Annotated in this window: 13 protein-coding genes; 3 read left to right on the top strand and 10 right to left on the bottom strand. The window is 43.0% G+C overall.

Annotated elements, in window-relative coordinates; all coding sequences use genetic code 11:
• Window position 1 precedes the first annotated feature (1 nt).
• Complete coding sequence (locus DEO27_RS09365) at window positions 2-220, bottom strand: hypothetical protein (protein WP_146749990.1); 219 nt, start codon at window positions 218-220, stop codon at window positions 2-4.
• A gap of 209 nt (window positions 221-429) precedes the next feature.
• On the opposite strand from DEO27_RS09365, the gene DEO27_RS09360 reads away from it, so the two are divergent.
• Both DEO27_RS09360 and DEO27_RS09355 read left to right on the top strand, forming a co-directional pair.
• Window positions 430-2,733: a family 20 glycosylhydrolase gene (locus tag DEO27_RS09360; RefSeq protein WP_112569081.1), complete on the top strand. Its 2,304-nt coding sequence runs from the start codon at window positions 430-432 to the stop codon at window positions 2,731-2,733.
• Between the two features lie 17 nt (window positions 2,734-2,750).
• Window positions 2,751-3,491, top strand: a complete 741-nt coding sequence (locus DEO27_RS09355) for a hypothetical protein (protein ID WP_112569083.1) — start codon at window positions 2,751-2,753, stop codon at window positions 3,489-3,491.
• A 90-nt stretch (window positions 3,492-3,581) separates the two neighbouring features.
• On the opposite strand, the gene DEO27_RS09350 is transcribed toward DEO27_RS09355, so the two are convergent.
• From DEO27_RS09350 to DEO27_RS09325, 6 genes are all read right to left on the bottom strand, one after another.
• A complete protein-coding gene (locus DEO27_RS09350; protein ID WP_112569085.1) occupies window positions 3,582-5,210 on the bottom strand; it encodes an acyl-CoA carboxylase subunit beta in 1,629 nt (542 codons plus the stop codon).
• 93 nt (window positions 5,211-5,303) lie between these two features.
• A complete protein-coding gene (locus DEO27_RS09345; RefSeq protein WP_112569086.1) occupies window positions 5,304-5,888 on the bottom strand; it encodes a TIGR00730 family Rossman fold protein in 585 nt (194 codons plus the stop codon).
• Window positions 5,889-5,952: 64 nt separating this feature from the next.
• Window positions 5,953-6,561, bottom strand: coding sequence for a hypothetical protein (locus DEO27_RS09340; protein ID WP_112569088.1), 609 nt, complete (start codon window positions 6,559-6,561; stop codon window positions 5,953-5,955).
• A 96-nt stretch (window positions 6,562-6,657) separates the two neighbouring features.
• Complete coding sequence (guaB, locus tag DEO27_RS09335; RefSeq protein ID WP_112569091.1) at window positions 6,658-8,130, bottom strand: IMP dehydrogenase; 1,473 nt, start codon at window positions 8,128-8,130, stop codon at window positions 6,658-6,660.
• 267 nt (window positions 8,131-8,397) lie between these two features.
• Window positions 8,398-9,675: a M16 family metallopeptidase gene (locus tag DEO27_RS09330; protein WP_112569093.1), complete on the bottom strand. Its 1,278-nt coding sequence runs from the start codon at window positions 9,673-9,675 to the stop codon at window positions 8,398-8,400.
• A gap of 108 nt (window positions 9,676-9,783) precedes the next feature.
• Window positions 9,784-11,022, bottom strand: a complete 1,239-nt coding sequence (locus DEO27_RS09325) for a M16 family metallopeptidase (RefSeq protein ID WP_112569095.1) — start codon at window positions 11,020-11,022, stop codon at window positions 9,784-9,786.
• Window positions 11,023-11,145: 123 nt separating this feature from the next.
• Between DEO27_RS09325 and DEO27_RS09320 the strand changes: the two genes are divergently transcribed.
• Entirely contained in the window at window positions 11,146-11,700 is a 555-nt protein-coding gene (locus DEO27_RS09320) for a hypothetical protein (protein ID WP_112569097.1), read from the top strand.
• An 88-nt stretch (window positions 11,701-11,788) separates the two neighbouring features.
• On the opposite strand, the gene DEO27_RS09315 is transcribed toward DEO27_RS09320, so the two are convergent.
• The 3 genes from DEO27_RS09315 to clpB all read right to left on the bottom strand — a co-directional run bounded on the left by DEO27_RS09315 (window position 11,789) and on the right by clpB (window position 16,756).
• Window positions 11,789-12,133 (bottom strand): phosphoribosylpyrophosphate synthetase, encoded by a 345-nt coding sequence (locus tag DEO27_RS09315; RefSeq protein ID WP_112569099.1) that lies wholly within the window; start codon window positions 12,131-12,133, stop codon window positions 11,789-11,791.
• A gap of 174 nt (window positions 12,134-12,307) precedes the next feature.
• A complete protein-coding gene (locus DEO27_RS09310) occupies window positions 12,308-13,921 on the bottom strand; it encodes a hypothetical protein (protein ID WP_223818199.1) in 1,614 nt (537 codons plus the stop codon).
• Between the two features lie 219 nt (window positions 13,922-14,140).
• Window positions 14,141-16,756 carry an ATP-dependent chaperone ClpB gene (gene clpB / locus DEO27_RS09305; protein ID WP_112569101.1) on the bottom strand — a complete coding sequence of 872 codons (2,616 nt, stop codon included), beginning with the start codon at window positions 16,754-16,756 and terminating at the stop codon, window positions 14,141-14,143.
• Window positions 16,757-16,828 lie beyond the last annotated feature (72 nt).

Here is a 16,828-nt window from a genome sequence, read left to right as displayed (position 1 = left end):
ATTAGTTTCTTAGCCTCAAAAAGCGATAGTTAACACTATCGCTTTTTTTATTAGGGGCAATATCATTTATCAAACTTTCGGCACTTGCGTTAGGGATGGCAGCGGATACCGGCCAAGTGGCTAAGGCCCTGTGCAGTATGAGCGTACAGCCCGGGCCGCAGGTAACGCCCAAATTCAGAACCGGGATTTGGGGCGATTTTTCGTATGTACAGTATTTCACTTTGGATACTGTTGTCTAAACTCGTATCAAACGTGTACAAGGTTCTTTTGAATTTACTTAGAGCGTTCTATTAATTCCAGTAATTATGCAAATTCGAGTTCAGACAAATACCTAATGAATTATTGAACAAACTTTTTACTCGCCAAAACTTTTTATATTTTTTTAAAAAGTTTTATCTTACGGGCTCACACTAACCTGATTTATAAATTATGTATAAGAAGGCCTCTTTGATACTGCTTGCCGCGCTTGCAGTTAGTACAGCCACTGTAAACGCGCAAAACAGCGACCCAAATCTGGGTATCATCCCCGCCCCTGTTTCATTAAAAAAAGCTCCCGGACAATTTGTTTTGAGCCAGGAAACCACCATCCAGGCGGACACGCCTTCAAACAAAGCCGTTGTATTCTTCAAAGACTACCTGGCTAATAACCAGGCTTATAACAAGCCTGTTATTGTTAAAAGCGGTACAAGCACAAACGTTATCACCCTTACCACCGCCGGTACCGACGGCTTACCCGCCGAAGGATATCGTTTAACCATTACACCGCAGCAGGTCATTGTTGCAGGCAAAGGTGCCGGACTATTTTACGGCGTACAAACCCTGCTTCAGTTGATGCCGGCCGAACACGCTGCAACTATTAAGCTGCCATGTGTGCAGGTTGAAGATTACCCGCGTTTTGGCTACAGGGGTGCTATGCTTGATGTTGGGCGTCACTTTTTTGGCGTGGAGATGGTTAAGAAATATATTGACCTATTAGCGGCTTACAAATTGAACACTTTTCACTGGCACCTGACCGAAGACCAAGGCTGGCGCATTGAGATCAAAAAATATCCTAAGCTTACGCAAATCAGCAGCATGCGTGCACAAACGCTTATTGGCGGTTACCATGACCGTACACCGCAGCAGTTTGACGGAACTCCGTATGGAGGCTTTTATACACAGGATCAAATCAGGGAAGTGGTAAAATACGCATCCGACAGGTTCATTACCATTGTTCCGGAAATTGAAATGCCTGGCCACTCGCAAGCTGCACTTGCCGCTTATCCTGAGTTAAGCTGCGACCCGTCAAAAACATACAAACCTGCCGAAACCTGGGGTGTATTCAATGACATTTATTGCCCTAACGAAAAAACATTTGCCTTTTTACAGGATGTGTTGACGGAAGTAATGGCACTTTTCCCGAGTAAGTATATCCATATTGGTGGTGACGAAGCGCCAAAAGATGCCTGGAAGAACTCTGCTTTTTGCCAGCAATTAATCAAAAAATTAAAGCTTAAAGACGAGCACGCGCTGCAAAGCTATTTCATACAACGTATAGAGAAGTTTTTAAACTCAAAAGGCAGGAGCATTATCGGTTGGGATGAGATTTTAGAGGGAGGCCTTGCCCCTAACGCTACGGTAATGAGCTGGCGAGGTGAAGACGGTGGTATAGCGGCAGCGCAACAAAAACATGATGTGATCATGACGCCGGGAAGTAACGGTTTATATATTGACCATGGCCAGGGTAAACCAAGCCAGGAGCCATTGAGCATTGGTGGAAACGAACCGCTTTCGAAAATTTACAGCTATAACCCTACCCCTGCTGTATTATCACCAGATGAGCAGAAATACATTAAAGGTGTGCAGGCTAATTTATGGACAGAATATATAGCTACAGATGCCAAGGTAGAGTTTATGCTATTACCGAGGTTACTCGCTCTATCGGAAGTGGCCTGGTCACCGATGGCTAATAAAAACTATACTGATTTTGCCGATACCCGTTTACCGGGCCATTTAGCATGGCTGGATAAAAACGGTTTTGATTATCACGTACCAACTGCCATTGGCGCAAAAGATACAGTAATGATAGGTAGTAAATTGACATCTGTATTAAAACCATCAGTTGAGGGAGCTAAAGTTCACTATACTATTGATGGTTACACCCCTCGCGAAACAGACCTGATTTATACAACTCCGTTAAATTTTGATGTACCTGATGGTCAATACCGCGAATTACAAACTATTGTAATTACCCCATCAGGCAAGCGCAGTAACGTTACCCGTACATTGGTTTATAATAAAGCGCCAATGGCCGCCGTTACTTATACAGGTGCTGCAAACGGAGTTAAGTACCAGGTTTATCCCGGATTATATACCAGCACCAATCAATTAGGTGGTATGCCTGCCGATAGCGGAGTAACCAAAACCTTTAATACTGCCGATCTGAGAAAAAATAAGAGCAAATACGGTGTAATTTATACAGGATTTGTTAATATTGATGCTGATGGAGTTTACGGCTTCTCGACGTTGTCTGCAGGTGGTTCGGTTTTATTAATTGACGATCAGCCAGTAGTTAACAACGATGGAAAACATGGGATGAATGAGGAAATGGGTGCCGCTCCGTTATTAAAAGGCTACCATAAAGTAACCGTAAAATATTTTGACCAGGGAACCGGTCCTGTTTCGCTGAAGCTGTTTATAACCGCTCCGGGCAAAACAAAGGCCGAGTTAACGCCGGATACATTGTACAACTAAGTTGAACTATATAAAATATGACTAACAGGCTTTACCTTTTTGCGTTTGCGATGAGCGCATTAATGGCAGGATGCGGCAGGCAGGAAACAAAAACGCCAGCCGCTCCCACGGCACCTAAAAAGCCGGAATTGATGGCGCCTTTCAGGTTTCACAAACTGATAGAGGTATCGCCTGGGCAAAGCTATGATGTTTTAAGCTGGGGGCGTGGTGCCGAAGAAGCCGGGTCATTCATGATATTACATTCGGATTCTGCAGCTATTAAATACACCACAACCACCGGTGACCTGGATGGTGCTATTGTTGATGTTTACAATTCGGACATGGATGTGGATGGTAACCCTGAGATCCTAATCCAGGCTAAATCAAAAGACACAACAAATTACGCATCAATCTATGCCTTTGAATTTAACAACAACAAAGCAAACAAGCTCGACTTTCCAAAGCTAACAAGTTCACAGCGTAAGGGCTATCGTGGTAACGATAACTTTTATATCAGGGATGGTAAGCTGATGCGTGAGTTCCCGATATTCAATGGCACCGGTAAGGAGGCAAAGCCTTCGGGCGCTAAACGGCAGTTGGAATATGGCTTACGCGGCAATGAATTCACGGTAAAACAACTGAGTAAAGACTCGACTGATGTAAGCAATAAAGCATCCGACAATCAACCTGCTAAAACTGAGGAGAAAAAATCATCCGAAAAGCAAAGTTCATCGTCCTCAAGCTCTTCAAAGAAAAAGCATAAAAGACATAGAGGATAAAACAAGATTTCAAAAAAGCGCCATTCCGGGATCCAGAATGGCGCTTTTTCTTTTACTAATCTCTTATCTCCAACCTCTAATCACTTAAAGTTACGTCTGTATCACACCTACATTAAAAGCCTTTTCGATAGGCGCGTGATTAGCAGCTTCAATCCCCATTGATATTACCTTGCGTGTTTCAAGCGGATCGATAATCCCATCAACCCAAAGACGGGCGGCGGCATAATATGGTGTAGTTTGGGAATTATATTTATCTGTTATTTGTTTCAATAGTTCAGCTTCTTTTACTGCATCAACTTCTTCTCCTTTGGCTTTAAGACCAGCAGCCTGGATCTGTAACAGGGTTTTAGCAGCTTGACCGCCTCCCATTACCGCGATTTTTGCTGATGGCCAGGCATAAATCAATCTCGGATCATAAGCTTTGCCACACATAGCATAATTGCCAGCTCCATAACTATTACCCACTACAATGGTAAACTTAGGGACTACAGAGTTTGCTACGGCATTCACCATTTTAGCCCCATCTTTTATAATCCCTCCCTGCTCCGACCGGCTGCCTACCATAAAACCGGTAACATCCTGTAAAAACACCAACGGAATCTTTTTCTGATTACAGTTCATGATAAACCGGGTAGCCTTATCTGCCGAATCAGAATAAATCACGCCGCCAAACTGCATCTCCCCTTTTTTTGATTTGATTACCTTACGTTGATTAGCGACAATCCCCACAGCCCAACCATCAATCCGGCCCAACCCGCAGATAATAGATTGGCCGTAACCATCTTTATAAGGCTCAAATTCTGAGTTATCCAACAAGCGAAGGATAATCTCCATCATATCGTACGCTTTCTCCCTGTTATCCGGCAATATGCCGTAAATCTCTTTTTCGTCAAGTTTCGGAACCGATGAATGGATCCTGTCGAAACCGGCTTTGGTATAATCGCCGGTCATGCTCATAATATTGCGAATAGAATCAAGCGCCGCTTTATCGTTAGGTTGCTTATAGTCGGTAACGCCCGAGATCTCGCAATGCGTAGTAGCACCGCCGAGTGTTTCGTTATCTACATCCTCACCAATAGCCGATTTTACAAGATATGACCCCGCCAGGAAAACTGAACCAGTCCCCTCTACAATCATCGCTTCATCGCTCATGATGGGCAGGTAAGCACCGCCGGCAACGCATGAACCCATAATAGCGGCAATCTGGATAATACCCATACTACTCATTACGGCGTTGTTACGAAAAATCCTGCCGAAATGCTCTTTATCAGGAAAAATCTCATCCTGCAAAGGCAAATAAACGCCAGCCGAATCGACAAGATAAATGATAGGTAATTTGTTCTCGATAGCTATTTCCTGGGCGCGAAGGTTCTTTTTAGCTGTTATAGGAAACCAGGCACCGGCTTTTACAGTGGCATCGTTAGCCACAACAACACATTGCCTGCCTGCTATATACCCGATACCGCAAACAACTCCGCCAGATGGGCAACCACCATGCTCTGCATACATTCCATCGGCAACAAAAGCGCCAACCTCCAGCCATGGTTTATCTTTGTCAATCAGGTAACTTACCCGCTCACGGGCAAGCATTTTTCCTTTTTCCTTTTGTTTGGCAGCTGCTTTTTCGCCGCCGCCCTGGTATACTTTGTTTAGCCGGGTGTTTAATTCATAAACAAGCTGCTTATTAATATCTTCATTTTTATTGAATTCGATATTCATAATTGGTTTTAGATAGGAAATGTAATTTAGAAAATTTCCTGTCACAAAACCGCAAGTAGGGACTGATTTGTTTTGAAGATGTATTCAGGCAAACTAAGTAAGATTCTTATTCTTAAACCAAACCTCTTCAGGTGTGGCTTTGAAGTTATCCATCAGGTTTACCAATTCAATAGCATCTCCTGAGGTTATGATCAGATCGCGGTTCACCGATTTAAGAAAGCGTTGCTCAACCATAAAATCAAGCTGCTTCAATAACAGATTGTAAAAACCGTTCACATTAAGCAAACCTACCGGCGACGAATGCAAGCCTAATTGAAGCCAGGTTAATACCTCAAAAAACTCTTCAAGCGTACCAACACCACCAGGAAGTGTGATGATACCATCGCTCATGTCACTCATCATTTTTTTACGCTGATGCATGTTCTCTACTATATGCAACTCAGTTAAACCGGTGTGCCCAACTTCTTTATCCATCAAAAACTGAGGGATAATTCCGATGGCTTTTCCTCCCCGGCTTAAAACAGCATCGGCTATTAAACCCATAACCCCAACTTTGCCTCCGCCGTATACAAGCGATATGTCCCGGCCTACCATCACCTCGGCCAGTTGTTCAATAGCTTGTTTTAATGCAGCATCGCCATTAAAATTAGCGCCACAGAATACACAAATAGATTTCATGCCCAATGATAACGAAATTTGTTTAAAGCCCAATTAAGCTTTTGTTACCTGTTAATTGCGCGATTTATTGCTGTGTTAAAAACTCCACCAGCGGCTTCCGGTATTCTTCGTCTTTTTCGGCAAACTCCATCACCTTTTCATCGTTACGGATGTTTAAATAAAGTTCCGCCAGGTTTCCTTTATCCGACTGGAAAAGCAATTTCAATTCAGTTGAATATGGACTATTTTCGATACTTTTTTGGGTATAGCTTTTGGCAAATTGGTGAAGATCTACATAGGAAACGTTTACCTTTTCCGGAAACTTTTTAGCTGATATACCCAATCCATAGATATCACTCAGCGCATTTCTGAAATCATCACTTTGTTTGCCAAGGGTTTTTATGGTAATCCCGTTTCCAAATCCCCGTTCGTTTTGCTTGCCTTTGTCTGGGATCTCAATTTTAAAGCCTACAAGCTTATTTTTATATGTCGCCTTTAAATCATAAACGGTAGATGAATCGAGTTTTGTTTTATGATCGATACTTAGATTAATATCTACAGCGCCATTGTCATTTTCTGCGGGATTAACGAGCAACCCAACAGAACCGGAACTTTTTGCCCGGGCAGATTTGCGTACAATAATGATAACAACTAACAACAACAGGAATAAAAAAGCAGGGACAAGAAATTTCATTTAATTACAAGCAGATAAGGTTCGGTAAACAAATACGCCCTAAAGTTCGCAAATAAATTGAACTTTAGGGCGTATGAGATTTTACTTTTTATAGAATTACCTGCTTGTATAGTTAGGTGCTTCTTTAGTAATTGTAATATCGTGCGGATGGCTTTCGCGCATACCGGCAGCAGTGATACGAACAAACTTGGCTTTTTGCAAATCCTCGATATTAGCAGCACCGCAGTAGTGCATACCTGCACGTAAACCGCCAATGTACTGGAATATAACTTCGGCCATACTGCCTTTAAATGGCACGCGACCAACAATACCTTCAGGAACCAATTTGGTTACAACATCAGTCTCATCCTGGAAATAACGGTCTTTTGAACCTTTTGCCATGGCTTCAACAGAGCCCATACCACGGTATGATTTAAATTTACGGCCTTCGTATATAATAGTTTCGCCTGGTGATTCTTCAACTCCGGCAAATAATGAACCCGCCATGATTGAACTTGCACCGGCAGCTATAGCTTTTACAATATCACCTGTTTGTTTGATACCACCATCGGCAATTACCGGGATACCACGGCCTTCAAGCGCTTTGGCACACTCATATACCGCATATAACTGAGGTACACCAACACCGGCAATGATACGGGTAGTACAAATTGAACCCGGACCAATACCAACCTTAACAGCATCAGCACCGGCATCGGCAAGGGCAAGGGCAGCATCGCCAGTGGCTATGTTACCGGCAATTACCTGAAGGTTTGGGTAAAGCTTTTTAACCGCTTTAACCATATCAATAACTCCTTTTGAATGGCCGTGAGCTGTATCAACCGTAACCACATCAACACCAGCGTTAACCAGTGCGGTTACACGGTCAATATTGTCAGCAGCTACACCAACAGCCGCACCTACGCGTAAACGGCCAAATTCGTCTTTACAGGCGTTAGGAAAGTTTTTAACTTTTTGAATGTCTTTATAAGTGATCAGGCCTACCAGTTTCCCATCTTTATTAATTACAGGTAGTTTCTCAATCTTATTACTTTGCAATATGTTGGCAGCATCAACTAAAGTAGTGCCTTCCGGTGCAGTGATCAGGTTAGTTTTGGTCATTACCTCGGTTACCGGAACGCTCATATCTTTTTGAAAACGAAGATCGCGGTTGGTGATAATGCCTTTCAGGTTTTGATCTGCATCAATAACCGGGATACCGCCAATGCTGAATTCTTTCATCAGTTGAAAGGCATCTGCTAACAAAGCATCTTCGCGTAAGGTAACTGGGTCCTGGATCATTCCGCTTTCTGAGCGTTTCACCTTGCGCACCTCGTCTGCCTGGGCCTGGATAGTCATGTTTTTGTGTAACATACCAATGCCACCCGCCTGAGCAATGGCAATAGCCAGCTCAGCCTCGGTAACGGTATCCATGGCGGCCGAGATGATTGGAATGTTTAAACGGATGCTCTTAGTTAAGTAAGTTCCGGTATTCACTTCGCGCGGTAAAACTTCTGAATAAGCCGGGAGTAGTAAAACGTCGTCGTAAGTTAATCCTTCGGCAACAAATTTTGATGGGTCTAACTGCATAGCAAATAATTATTTTGGAGTTATTATTTGCCGGGCAAAGGTAATAAAATATTTCGAATTTAAGAATTAAGATTTAATATTTGGCTAAAATTGCCTTAAGATGATAATTCAGAATTTCGGATTTGGGATGTTCGATTTCGGGTTTTGGTATGAGTATTTACAATTTTGATTTGAAATGCTCAATCTTTTTAGTACAACCCTAAAAATTGAACATTTCAAATCAAAAATTAAAACAAATCCGAAATTCCGAAATCCGACATCAAAAAATCAATACTTCCCTACTATAACCTTATAAAACTGGTCGAAGTTAAAATAAGTGTTAGCCAGCTGGATCAGCTTATCTGATGTTATATTTTTTACCGTTGTAGTATACCTGTCGTAGTAATCATAATCCAAACCGGCAAAATAGATACTCTTGAACTTGTCGGCATGTGAAAATACATTTTCGAGGCTGCCCAATAACGATCCCAACATATAGTTGCGCACCAGGGATAACTCTTCTTCAGGTACCAGTTCAGTTTTCAGCATATTGATTTCCTTTTCAATTTCTGCAACTGCCAATTTACAAACGTCCGCACCTACTTCGGTAGCTATAAAAAACGAGCCTACTTGTTTAAATGAAGCTAATCCCGAACCTATGCCATAGGTATAGCCCTTATCTTCACGTATATTGGCCATTAACCGCGATCCGAAATAACCACCCAATACAGTATTCAAAACCTGCAACGGATGAAAGTCTGCGTGCGAACGGTTGATGATAGGCGTACCTATTCTGATTGCGGATTGCAATGCTTCCGGTTTCTCTGTAAAATAAAACAGATCGGCAGCAGCTTTAATATCAGGCTGAATTGTTACACCAATCTCTGATGTATTTGGCCAGCTTTTGTCAAATGTGTCTGTCAGCAACGTTAGCGTTTCAGATTCTATTTTACCCGCTATAACAATGGTACAATTTGCCGGCTGATACATTTTTTTGTAATGGGCCAGCATATCATCCTGCTGTAGTGTTTGGTAGTCGCCCATTTCTGCCGCATAGCCAAAAATAGTACTACCGTAAACAGCCCTGTTAAACGCACGGCGAGCCACCACGTCATTTTTCTGAAGACTAACCTGTAGTTTTTGCTGCTGATTACGTTTAAATGTTTCCAACTCCTTTTCGGGGAAGATAGAGTTATTCAAGATATCGGCAATAACGGGCAGTGTATGATGCAGGTGCTTATTCAAGCTGTATAAAGTTACCTGCGAATTTTCATACCCATAGTCTACCTGCAAAAAGGCGCCGTAAAAATCAATTTTATCGGCAATTTGCGCGGCGGTTAAAGTTTTGGTACCATCCGTAAGCATGGAGTTTACAGCCATGTTTAACAATGGTTTTGCCGGATCAAAAGTCAGGTTACTGAAGATCCATTCGATGCGCACCAACTCCTGATCGCCGGAGTTGAAGCAAAAAATGTTAACGCCATTATCAAGCGGCAGATGTTGCGGCCTGATCAGGCTAATATTATCGATAGCCCTGAACTCAGGAGCTAATTGTCTGTTGATCATATGAATGTTATATCTTTAACCGTGATTTGCATGATTTTGGAATTTCCTGATATCATCATAATAGATCCATCAAGACAATCCTAAAATCCCATAAATAAAGGTTCTGTTTTACTTTTCGGCTAAATAAATAAGCGTTGACGAATTATCTTGCCTGAACAGTTTATTAGCCTGTTCTTTCACCTGCGCGGCACTTACAGCAAGGTATTTGGCTGTTTCATGGTTAATCAGATCGGCATCACCCAGTAACTCAAATGAGGCCAGGTTCATGGCTTTATCCAGCAAAGACATTTCTGAAAATATCATTGTGGATTCAGTTTTGTTCTGCACTTTGGTAAGCTCATCAGCCGGGATCTCTTCAGCTTTTATTTTCTCCAGCTCTTCCCATAATGCAGCTTCGCCCTGTTCAATGCTGATACCATCAAGCGGCTTGCCTTCTAACACAAACATACCTTTATCCAGGCTGCCGGTGATGTAAGCATGTACTTCACTAAAGATCTGTTTTTCTTTGATCAGCGATTTATACAGTCTTGATGAATTACCTCGTGAAAGGACATCAGAAAGCAATTCAACAGCATAGTAATATGCATCGGTACGCGCGCCCATCTGGAAAGCTATATAAACATCATTAAGCGGCACTTTGGCGGTTACCGTTTCACGCCGGGCTTCCGTTTGCTCCGGCTCCTGCGGTAAGTCGCGGAGATATTTTTCGCCCGCAGGGATAGCGCCAAACCATTTTTCGGAAAGCTCTTTTACCTGTTCGGTTGTAACGTTACCCCCTACTACCATAATAGCATTTTGAGGGTTATAATGCTTTTTGAAAAAGGCTTTTACATCTTCGATCTTAGCATCTTCAATATGCTTGATGGTTTTCCCAATTGTGGCCCAGCGATAAGGGTGCGTTTTATATACCAACGGACGAAGCTTCAGCCAAACATCGCCATAAGGTTGGTTCAGGTAACGCTGCTTAAACTCCTCAATAACTACGTTGCGCTGTACCTCAAGGCTTTTTTCGCTAAACGCAAGGCTCAGCATACGGTCGCTTTCCAACCAAAAGGCTGTTTCCAGGTTGGCAGATGGTAGGGTGATATAATAGTTGGTGATATCGTTACTGGTAAAGGCATTATTTTCGCCGCCTACCCTTTGCAGCGGCTCATCATAAACAGGAATGTTTACAGAGCCACCAAACATCAGGTGCTCAAATAAATGGGCGAAACCGGTTTGTTCAGGATCTTCATCGCGTGCGCCAACATCATATAAAATATTGAGCACGGCCATAGGTGTGGTATTATCTTCATGCACAATAACCCTGAGGCCATTGTCAAGTGTAAATCGGTTGAATTTAACCATGTATCTATTAAATTGTTAGTACGGATAGCAAATGTATAACTTTTGATGACATTGAAAGTGAGCATCAAAAATGAATAAGTGTTTTAGGTTAGGTACCGGTATTTTTTTACTTTTAAGCTACCAATGACCCGCGACGAACTTACCCAAAAAATTGCGAATACCATAGGCAAACTTAAGGTACTTGAGTTGAGCCGGATTTTAAGGGAAAAGCAATTTGATTTACATGATTTGATTGACATTACCTTTCATCCTGATAAACCGCTCGCCTTCCGCGCTGCATGGTTGCTGGAAAATATGTTCCTGCAAGATCCCGGTGTTTTTACTCAAAACCTTGAGTATTTAATCGAACGCATTCCGCAGGTAACCAACCCAGGCTGTCAAAGGCACTATGCCAAAATACTGATGCACGCTACCGAAGAGAAGGAACAATCGCCTGTAAAACAAAAACTGAACACGCTTAACCTTGAGCCAGCCGTTGAGCAGCTTTTTGACTGGATGATAAATTCCAAGGTAAAAATAGCGGTGAAAGTATTTGCAGGCTGGGCTTTACTTAATTTAAGACACCGCTATCCCTGGGTGGCTGATGAGTTACCGGCCCAATTGGAATTTTTAATGCGCGATGGTACTGCCGCTATACAATCGGCAGGAAGAAAAATGCTACAGGAGCTAAACTCCTAAAAAAGCCAAAAGCCGACAACAAATATTAAGGCTGTCCCTACCACAATATCTGTTACCGACTTTTAACTTAAGACTTTAAACTAATGACTTAAGCGGTTGGCCTGTCTTCGCCATGCAGGTTATGGCTTACCATGTAATGATGCAATTTGGCATCAATGGCCGATGTGCTGTCATTAGCATAGGTGCCGTAGGCGTTTACAAGCACCCCTTTTAAGTTATATTTTGATGATGACACCGCGTACACTATCGACATATCTGACGGATTACTCGCGCCTTCAAAGCGGTAAAACTCGTCTATCTCAAAATCATCAGCTGTCATTTGTATATCTTTCTCCTTATCGTCAATGGTATCGCCATCGAGGCTAAGGTTGGCAGTATATCCTCTCTTCAGGAGGTCGTTAGTGGCATCCACTAAAGTTTCGTAATTTTTCATGGTGACGTTTTTGTATAGGTAAATAAAAAACGATCTGATTGATCACCTTTTAATATATAACCTAAAAGGCAACTGACTTGTTTGAACCAGAGAAATAAAAAAGTCCCGCTGCCATTGGCAACAGGACTTAAACTAACAATTGAAACTTACCCTTTCGGGAAAACGTTTATTAATTTATTGAGCTTTAGCCAGCCACAATGATGCATTTAAGTGGAATGATGAGTGTGAGGTGTAACCCGACGGAGCATCACCAGACCAGCCATTAAACAAACTATCACCTGTATCGCCAGTGCCGTCATCAGCATCAGAGCTATCACCAATCCAAACTACACGACCGCTTCCGTAGGTAGCCAATAAAGCCATTGCATTAGCATTGCCACCATTGGTAGCACTATTACGCCAGAATAAGCCCTGTACGCTTGAGTTATTGCCTGGGAACAACGTTGCTGTTGAACCATCATAGAAAGCCATTTTTGAGGCTGTACCAGCTGCGCCGTTCAATACTTTTTGAGCGTCGGCATTTGAACCGGTATACACGTTAGTCGATGGGCTTTCATTGATATCAACGTAGTTAATGTTAAAACCAAAAGGGTTATTGTTGTTGATACCATTGTTGGTCATCAAATCGTTCCAAACCCTTGGCGAGTCATAACCATCACCATCACGGTCTGATGGATTATAGCCATTAGCATCTGTACCGGCTGTAGTAGCCGCGGTATGATCTGCAATCATGAATAAACCGCCGCCGTTAGCAACAAAGTTCATGAGGGCAGTTTTTTCGGCCGCAGTAAATAAACGATTAGGTTCGCAAACCACAAATACATCATAGTTGCTCAAATCCTGAGCACCACCGCCACCGTAAGTAATAGCTGTACCTACAGGTAACGATTCAACCAATTCACCACGTTTTACCAGCTCAACTGCCCAGGCAGAAAGTGCACCTTTCCAATAGGTTTCTGTAGTAGTAGAGGTAATGCCGGTGTATGATGGTGTAGGGATACGCTGAGCTTTGGTTTCGGTAGTAGTGCCGCCAGTGTAGATAGCAACTTGCTCGGTGCCATCGGCATCAATCTGCCAGTCGGCGCTGCCTGCATTTTCCAGGTGGCTTGCATCAAACAGGAATTTTTTACCTGTAAGTACAGTACCGCCGCCACCGCCTGTACCACCACCGGCGTTATCATTGATAGTGATATCATCTATGTTGATACGATTGCTACCGCCTGTAAGCTTACGAATTTCTAAACGAACGTTACCGGTTTGAGTAATGGTAAATGTTGATGTGGCAAGTGTTGCAGTAGTAGTAATTGCCGAACCTGATTGCGTCCATAATGAACCACCATTGGTTGAATAGAACAAGCCCCAGGTACTTGGAGTATCGCCATTGTAAGTGGCACTTTTAATAGTTACCGTACTGATGCCTGTAGTAACATCAAACAACATGGTAATTTTACCGGTGTTACGCACGCGGGCGCTCCATGAACCAGCTTTTTGATCGGCAGCAAGATTACCGATCAGGGCGTCGTACATGTTCCATGAACTGCCCGATAAAGTAACATTGTCGCCGCTTGATGAACCGGTTGGAGATACGTCATAAGCAGTTTTAGGACTGGTTGAACCAACTTCAAACCCCTGTGTTAAGGACACAGCTAAGGTTTTGATTGTTTTTGTGCTGGTAGTTTGATCAGCGTCTGTTAGTGCAGGCATCTGACCATTTTTTTGGCAACTTGCCAGCATGCCGGTTGCGGCAGCGGCCAATACCCACACACGCAGGTTAGTAAGCTTTAGCATAATGATTTTTTAGGTTTTAATGTATAAGTTAACAATATTAAATTATACGGTAACCCATTAGAAATGTTAGGCATAGTTTGTTTTCATTTCATTAACTTATCGTTAATCAAAAAAGTTACAACAGCTATCCCTCACCATTTTTATTAATAATACCAAATAAAAAAAGAGCGACCTGTAGGACGCTCTTTTCATTATATATAGAGTTATTGATAGTTGTTTTTATTTAGCTGCTTCGGCAACCTTTGGCGTGTTCAGGAACACAAACTGGTTATCAAACGTATCTATTTTGATGGTGCTGTCTTTATCAACTGTACCAGCCAAAATCTGTTTACTCAACTCGTTCAGGATCTTTTTCTGAATAACGCGTTTCAACGGACGTGCGCCAAATTGCGGATCATAACCTAACTGAGCTAACCAATCCAAAGCTTCGTCAGACGCTTCAATAGTTACACCCATTTCAGCAAGGGTATCCTGAACCTGTTTAAACTGCAGCTTAACAATGTCATGAATCTCGTCTCGATTAAGCGGAGTAAACATGATGATCTCGTCTATCCTGTTTAAAAATTCCGGACGGATAGTTACCCTTAACAGGTTAAACAACTCGTTCTTGGTTTTTGCTACCAGTTCATCACGGTTGGTATCTTCCAGGTTCTGGAAGTTTTCCTGGATGATGTTTGAGCCAATGTTTGAGGTCATGATAATAATGGTGTTTTTGAAATTCACCACACGACCTTTGTTATCAGTTAAGCGACCATCATCCAATACCTGTAACAGGATATTAAATACATCGGGGTGAGCTTTTTCAATTTCATCCAGTAGAACCACGCTGTAAGGCTTACGACGCACGGCCTCCGTTAACTGCCCACCTTCATCATACCCAACATAACCCGGAGGCGCTCCTATCAGCCTTGATACAGCATGGCGTTCCTGGTATTCACTCATATCTATCCTCACAAGCGCACCTTCGTCATTGAACAGGTACTCGGCCAAAGCCTTAGCCAGCTCAGTTTTACCTACGCCGGTTGTGCCTAAAAAGATGAACGAACCTATTGGCCTGCGCTTATCCTGCAAACCTGCGCGGCTGCGGCGGATAGCATCACTTATTGCTTCTATCGCTTCTTCCTGTCCGGCCACACGTTTATGTAGTTCGGCTTCAAGATTAAGCAGTTTCTCGCGTTCGCTCTGGATCATTTTGCTAACCGGGATGCCTGTCCAGCGGCTTACTACACCGGCAATATCGTCGGCGGTAACTTCCTCTTTCAGCATGCGGCTGTCGCTCTGATTTTCAAGCAGGGCAGCTTTCAGCTTTTCAACTTCGGCCTGTGCCTGTACTATGGTACCGTAGCGTAATTCGGCTACTTTACCATAATCACCGGCGCGTTCGGCCTGTTCAGCTTCCAGCTTATAATTTTCTATCAGCTCAACCTTGGCGTTGATGCCATCAACAAGATCTTTTTCACCTTTCCATTTGGCACGTAGCGAATCGCGTTGTTGCGACAGGTTGGCAATTTCTTCACTTAGTTCGGCAACCTTGCGGTCGTCTTTTTCACGCTTGATGGCTTCGCGCTCAATTTCAAGCTGCATGATGCGGCGCTCCAGTTCATCAACCACTTCCGGTACCGAATCCATTTCCAAACGAAGTTTTGAAGCTGCTTCGTCCATCAGGTCGATAGCTTTGTCCGGTAAAAACCTGTCGGAAATATAGCGTTGTGACATTTCGACAGAAGCGATGATCGCTTCGTCTTTGATCCTCACTTTGTGGTGGGTTTCATAACGCTCTTTCAAACCGCGTAAAATTGAAATGGCATCAGCTGCATCTGGTTCTTCAACCATTACTTTTTGGAAACGGCGCTCCAAAGCTTTATCTTTTTCAAGATATTTCTGATACTCGTTGAGTGTAGTTGCACCAATGGAGCGAAGTTCGCCACGCGCTAAGGCTGGTTTCAGGATATTAGCAGCATCCATAGCGCCTTCTCCCCCGCCAGCTCCAACTAATGTGTGGATCTCATCGATAAACAGGATAATCTCGCCATCACTCTGGGTTACTTCTTTTACAACAGCCTTCAATCGTTCTTCAAACTCACCTTTGTATTTGGCGCCTGCTATCAGTGCGCCCATATCCAGCGAGTATACCACTTTGGTTTTCAGGCTCTCAGGCACATCGCCCTTAATGATCCTGAATGCGATACCTTCGGCGATGGCTGTTTTACCAACACCCGGCTCGCCAACCAAAATAGGGTTGTTTTTGGTACGGCGTGAAAGGATCTGAATTACACGGCGAATTTCATCGTCACGGCCAATAACCGGATCTAATTTGCCGGAGCCCGCATATTCATTCAGATTACGAGCGTATTTGTTAAGGGCATTATAAGTAGCTTCGGCGTTTTGATCGGTCACCTTGCTATCGCCACGTAATTCGACGATGGCTTTTTTCAGGTCTTTTTCATTCACACCCGAATCTTTAAGCATGGTGCTCACTGCACCACCGGCTGCCAAAATTCCCAGCAGCACGTGCTCAACCGATACAAATTCATCCTTAAATTCTTTTAAATATCCTGTAGCTTTTTGCAAAGCCGAATTTGCTTCAGACGAAAGATACACATTACTCCCGCTCACTTTAGGGAACGATGCAATCTGCGCATCAAGCGTATCATTTAACCTGTTCAGATTAACGTTTAATTTCTTTAATAAGTAGGTAATTACGTTTTCATCAACCAGCAACAAGCCTTTAAGCAGATGTGCGGTCTCAATTGCCTGCTGTTGGTTACCAACAGCAATTTCAGAAGCCTTCTGCACGGCCTCCTGAGCTTTTATGGTAAAGTTGTTAAAATTCATAGTGATTAGTTGTGATCAAATAATCTGCCATTTAACCTATAGTGAAAAAATGTCATTCAATTACAAAACCGA

Origin of the sequence: Mucilaginibacter rubeus, assembly GCF_003286415.2 — a bacterium.
Taxonomy (GTDB): Bacteria; Bacteroidota; Bacteroidia; order Sphingobacteriales; family Sphingobacteriaceae; genus Mucilaginibacter; species Mucilaginibacter rubeus_A.
Note: the sequence above shows the minus strand (reverse complement) of the source record. Positions and strands in the feature narration are given on the sequence as shown.

Excerpts from the sequence above, each read along its gene's own strand:
- DEO27_RS09320 (WP_112569097.1), top strand. The coding sequence starts at position 11,146 with ATGACCCGCGACGAACTTACCCAAAAAATTGCGAATACCATAGGCAAA.
- DEO27_RS09330 (WP_112569093.1), bottom strand. The coding sequence starts at position 9,675 with ATGATCAACAGACAATTAGCTCCTGAGTTCAGGGCTATCGATAATATT.
- DEO27_RS09340 (WP_112569088.1), bottom strand. The coding sequence starts at position 6,561 with ATGAAATTTCTTGTCCCTGCTTTTTTATTCCTGTTGTTGTTAGTTGTT.
- DEO27_RS09310 (WP_223818199.1), bottom strand. The coding sequence starts at position 13,921 with ATGCTAAAGCTTACTAACCTGCGTGTGTGGGTATTGGCCGCTGCCGCA.
- DEO27_RS09345 (WP_112569086.1), bottom strand. The coding sequence starts at position 5,888 with ATGAAATCTATTTGTGTATTCTGTGGCGCTAATTTTAATGGCGATGCT.
- DEO27_RS09350 (WP_112569085.1), bottom strand. The coding sequence starts at position 5,210 with ATGAATATCGAATTCAATAAAAATGAAGATATTAATAAGCAGCTTGTT.
- DEO27_RS09355 (WP_112569083.1), top strand. The coding sequence starts at position 2,751 with ATGACTAACAGGCTTTACCTTTTTGCGTTTGCGATGAGCGCATTAATG.
- clpB (WP_112569101.1), bottom strand. The coding sequence starts at position 16,756 with ATGAATTTTAACAACTTTACCATAAAAGCTCAGGAGGCCGTGCAGAAG.
- DEO27_RS09360 (WP_112569081.1), top strand. The coding sequence starts at position 430 with ATGTATAAGAAGGCCTCTTTGATACTGCTTGCCGCGCTTGCAGTTAGT.
- guaB (WP_112569091.1), bottom strand. The coding sequence starts at position 8,130 with ATGCAGTTAGACCCATCAAAATTTGTTGCCGAAGGATTAACTTACGAC.
- DEO27_RS09325 (WP_112569095.1), bottom strand. The coding sequence starts at position 11,022 with ATGGTTAAATTCAACCGATTTACACTTGACAATGGCCTCAGGGTTATT.
- DEO27_RS09315 (WP_112569099.1), bottom strand. The coding sequence starts at position 12,133 with ATGAAAAATTACGAAACTTTAGTGGATGCCACTAACGACCTCCTGAAG.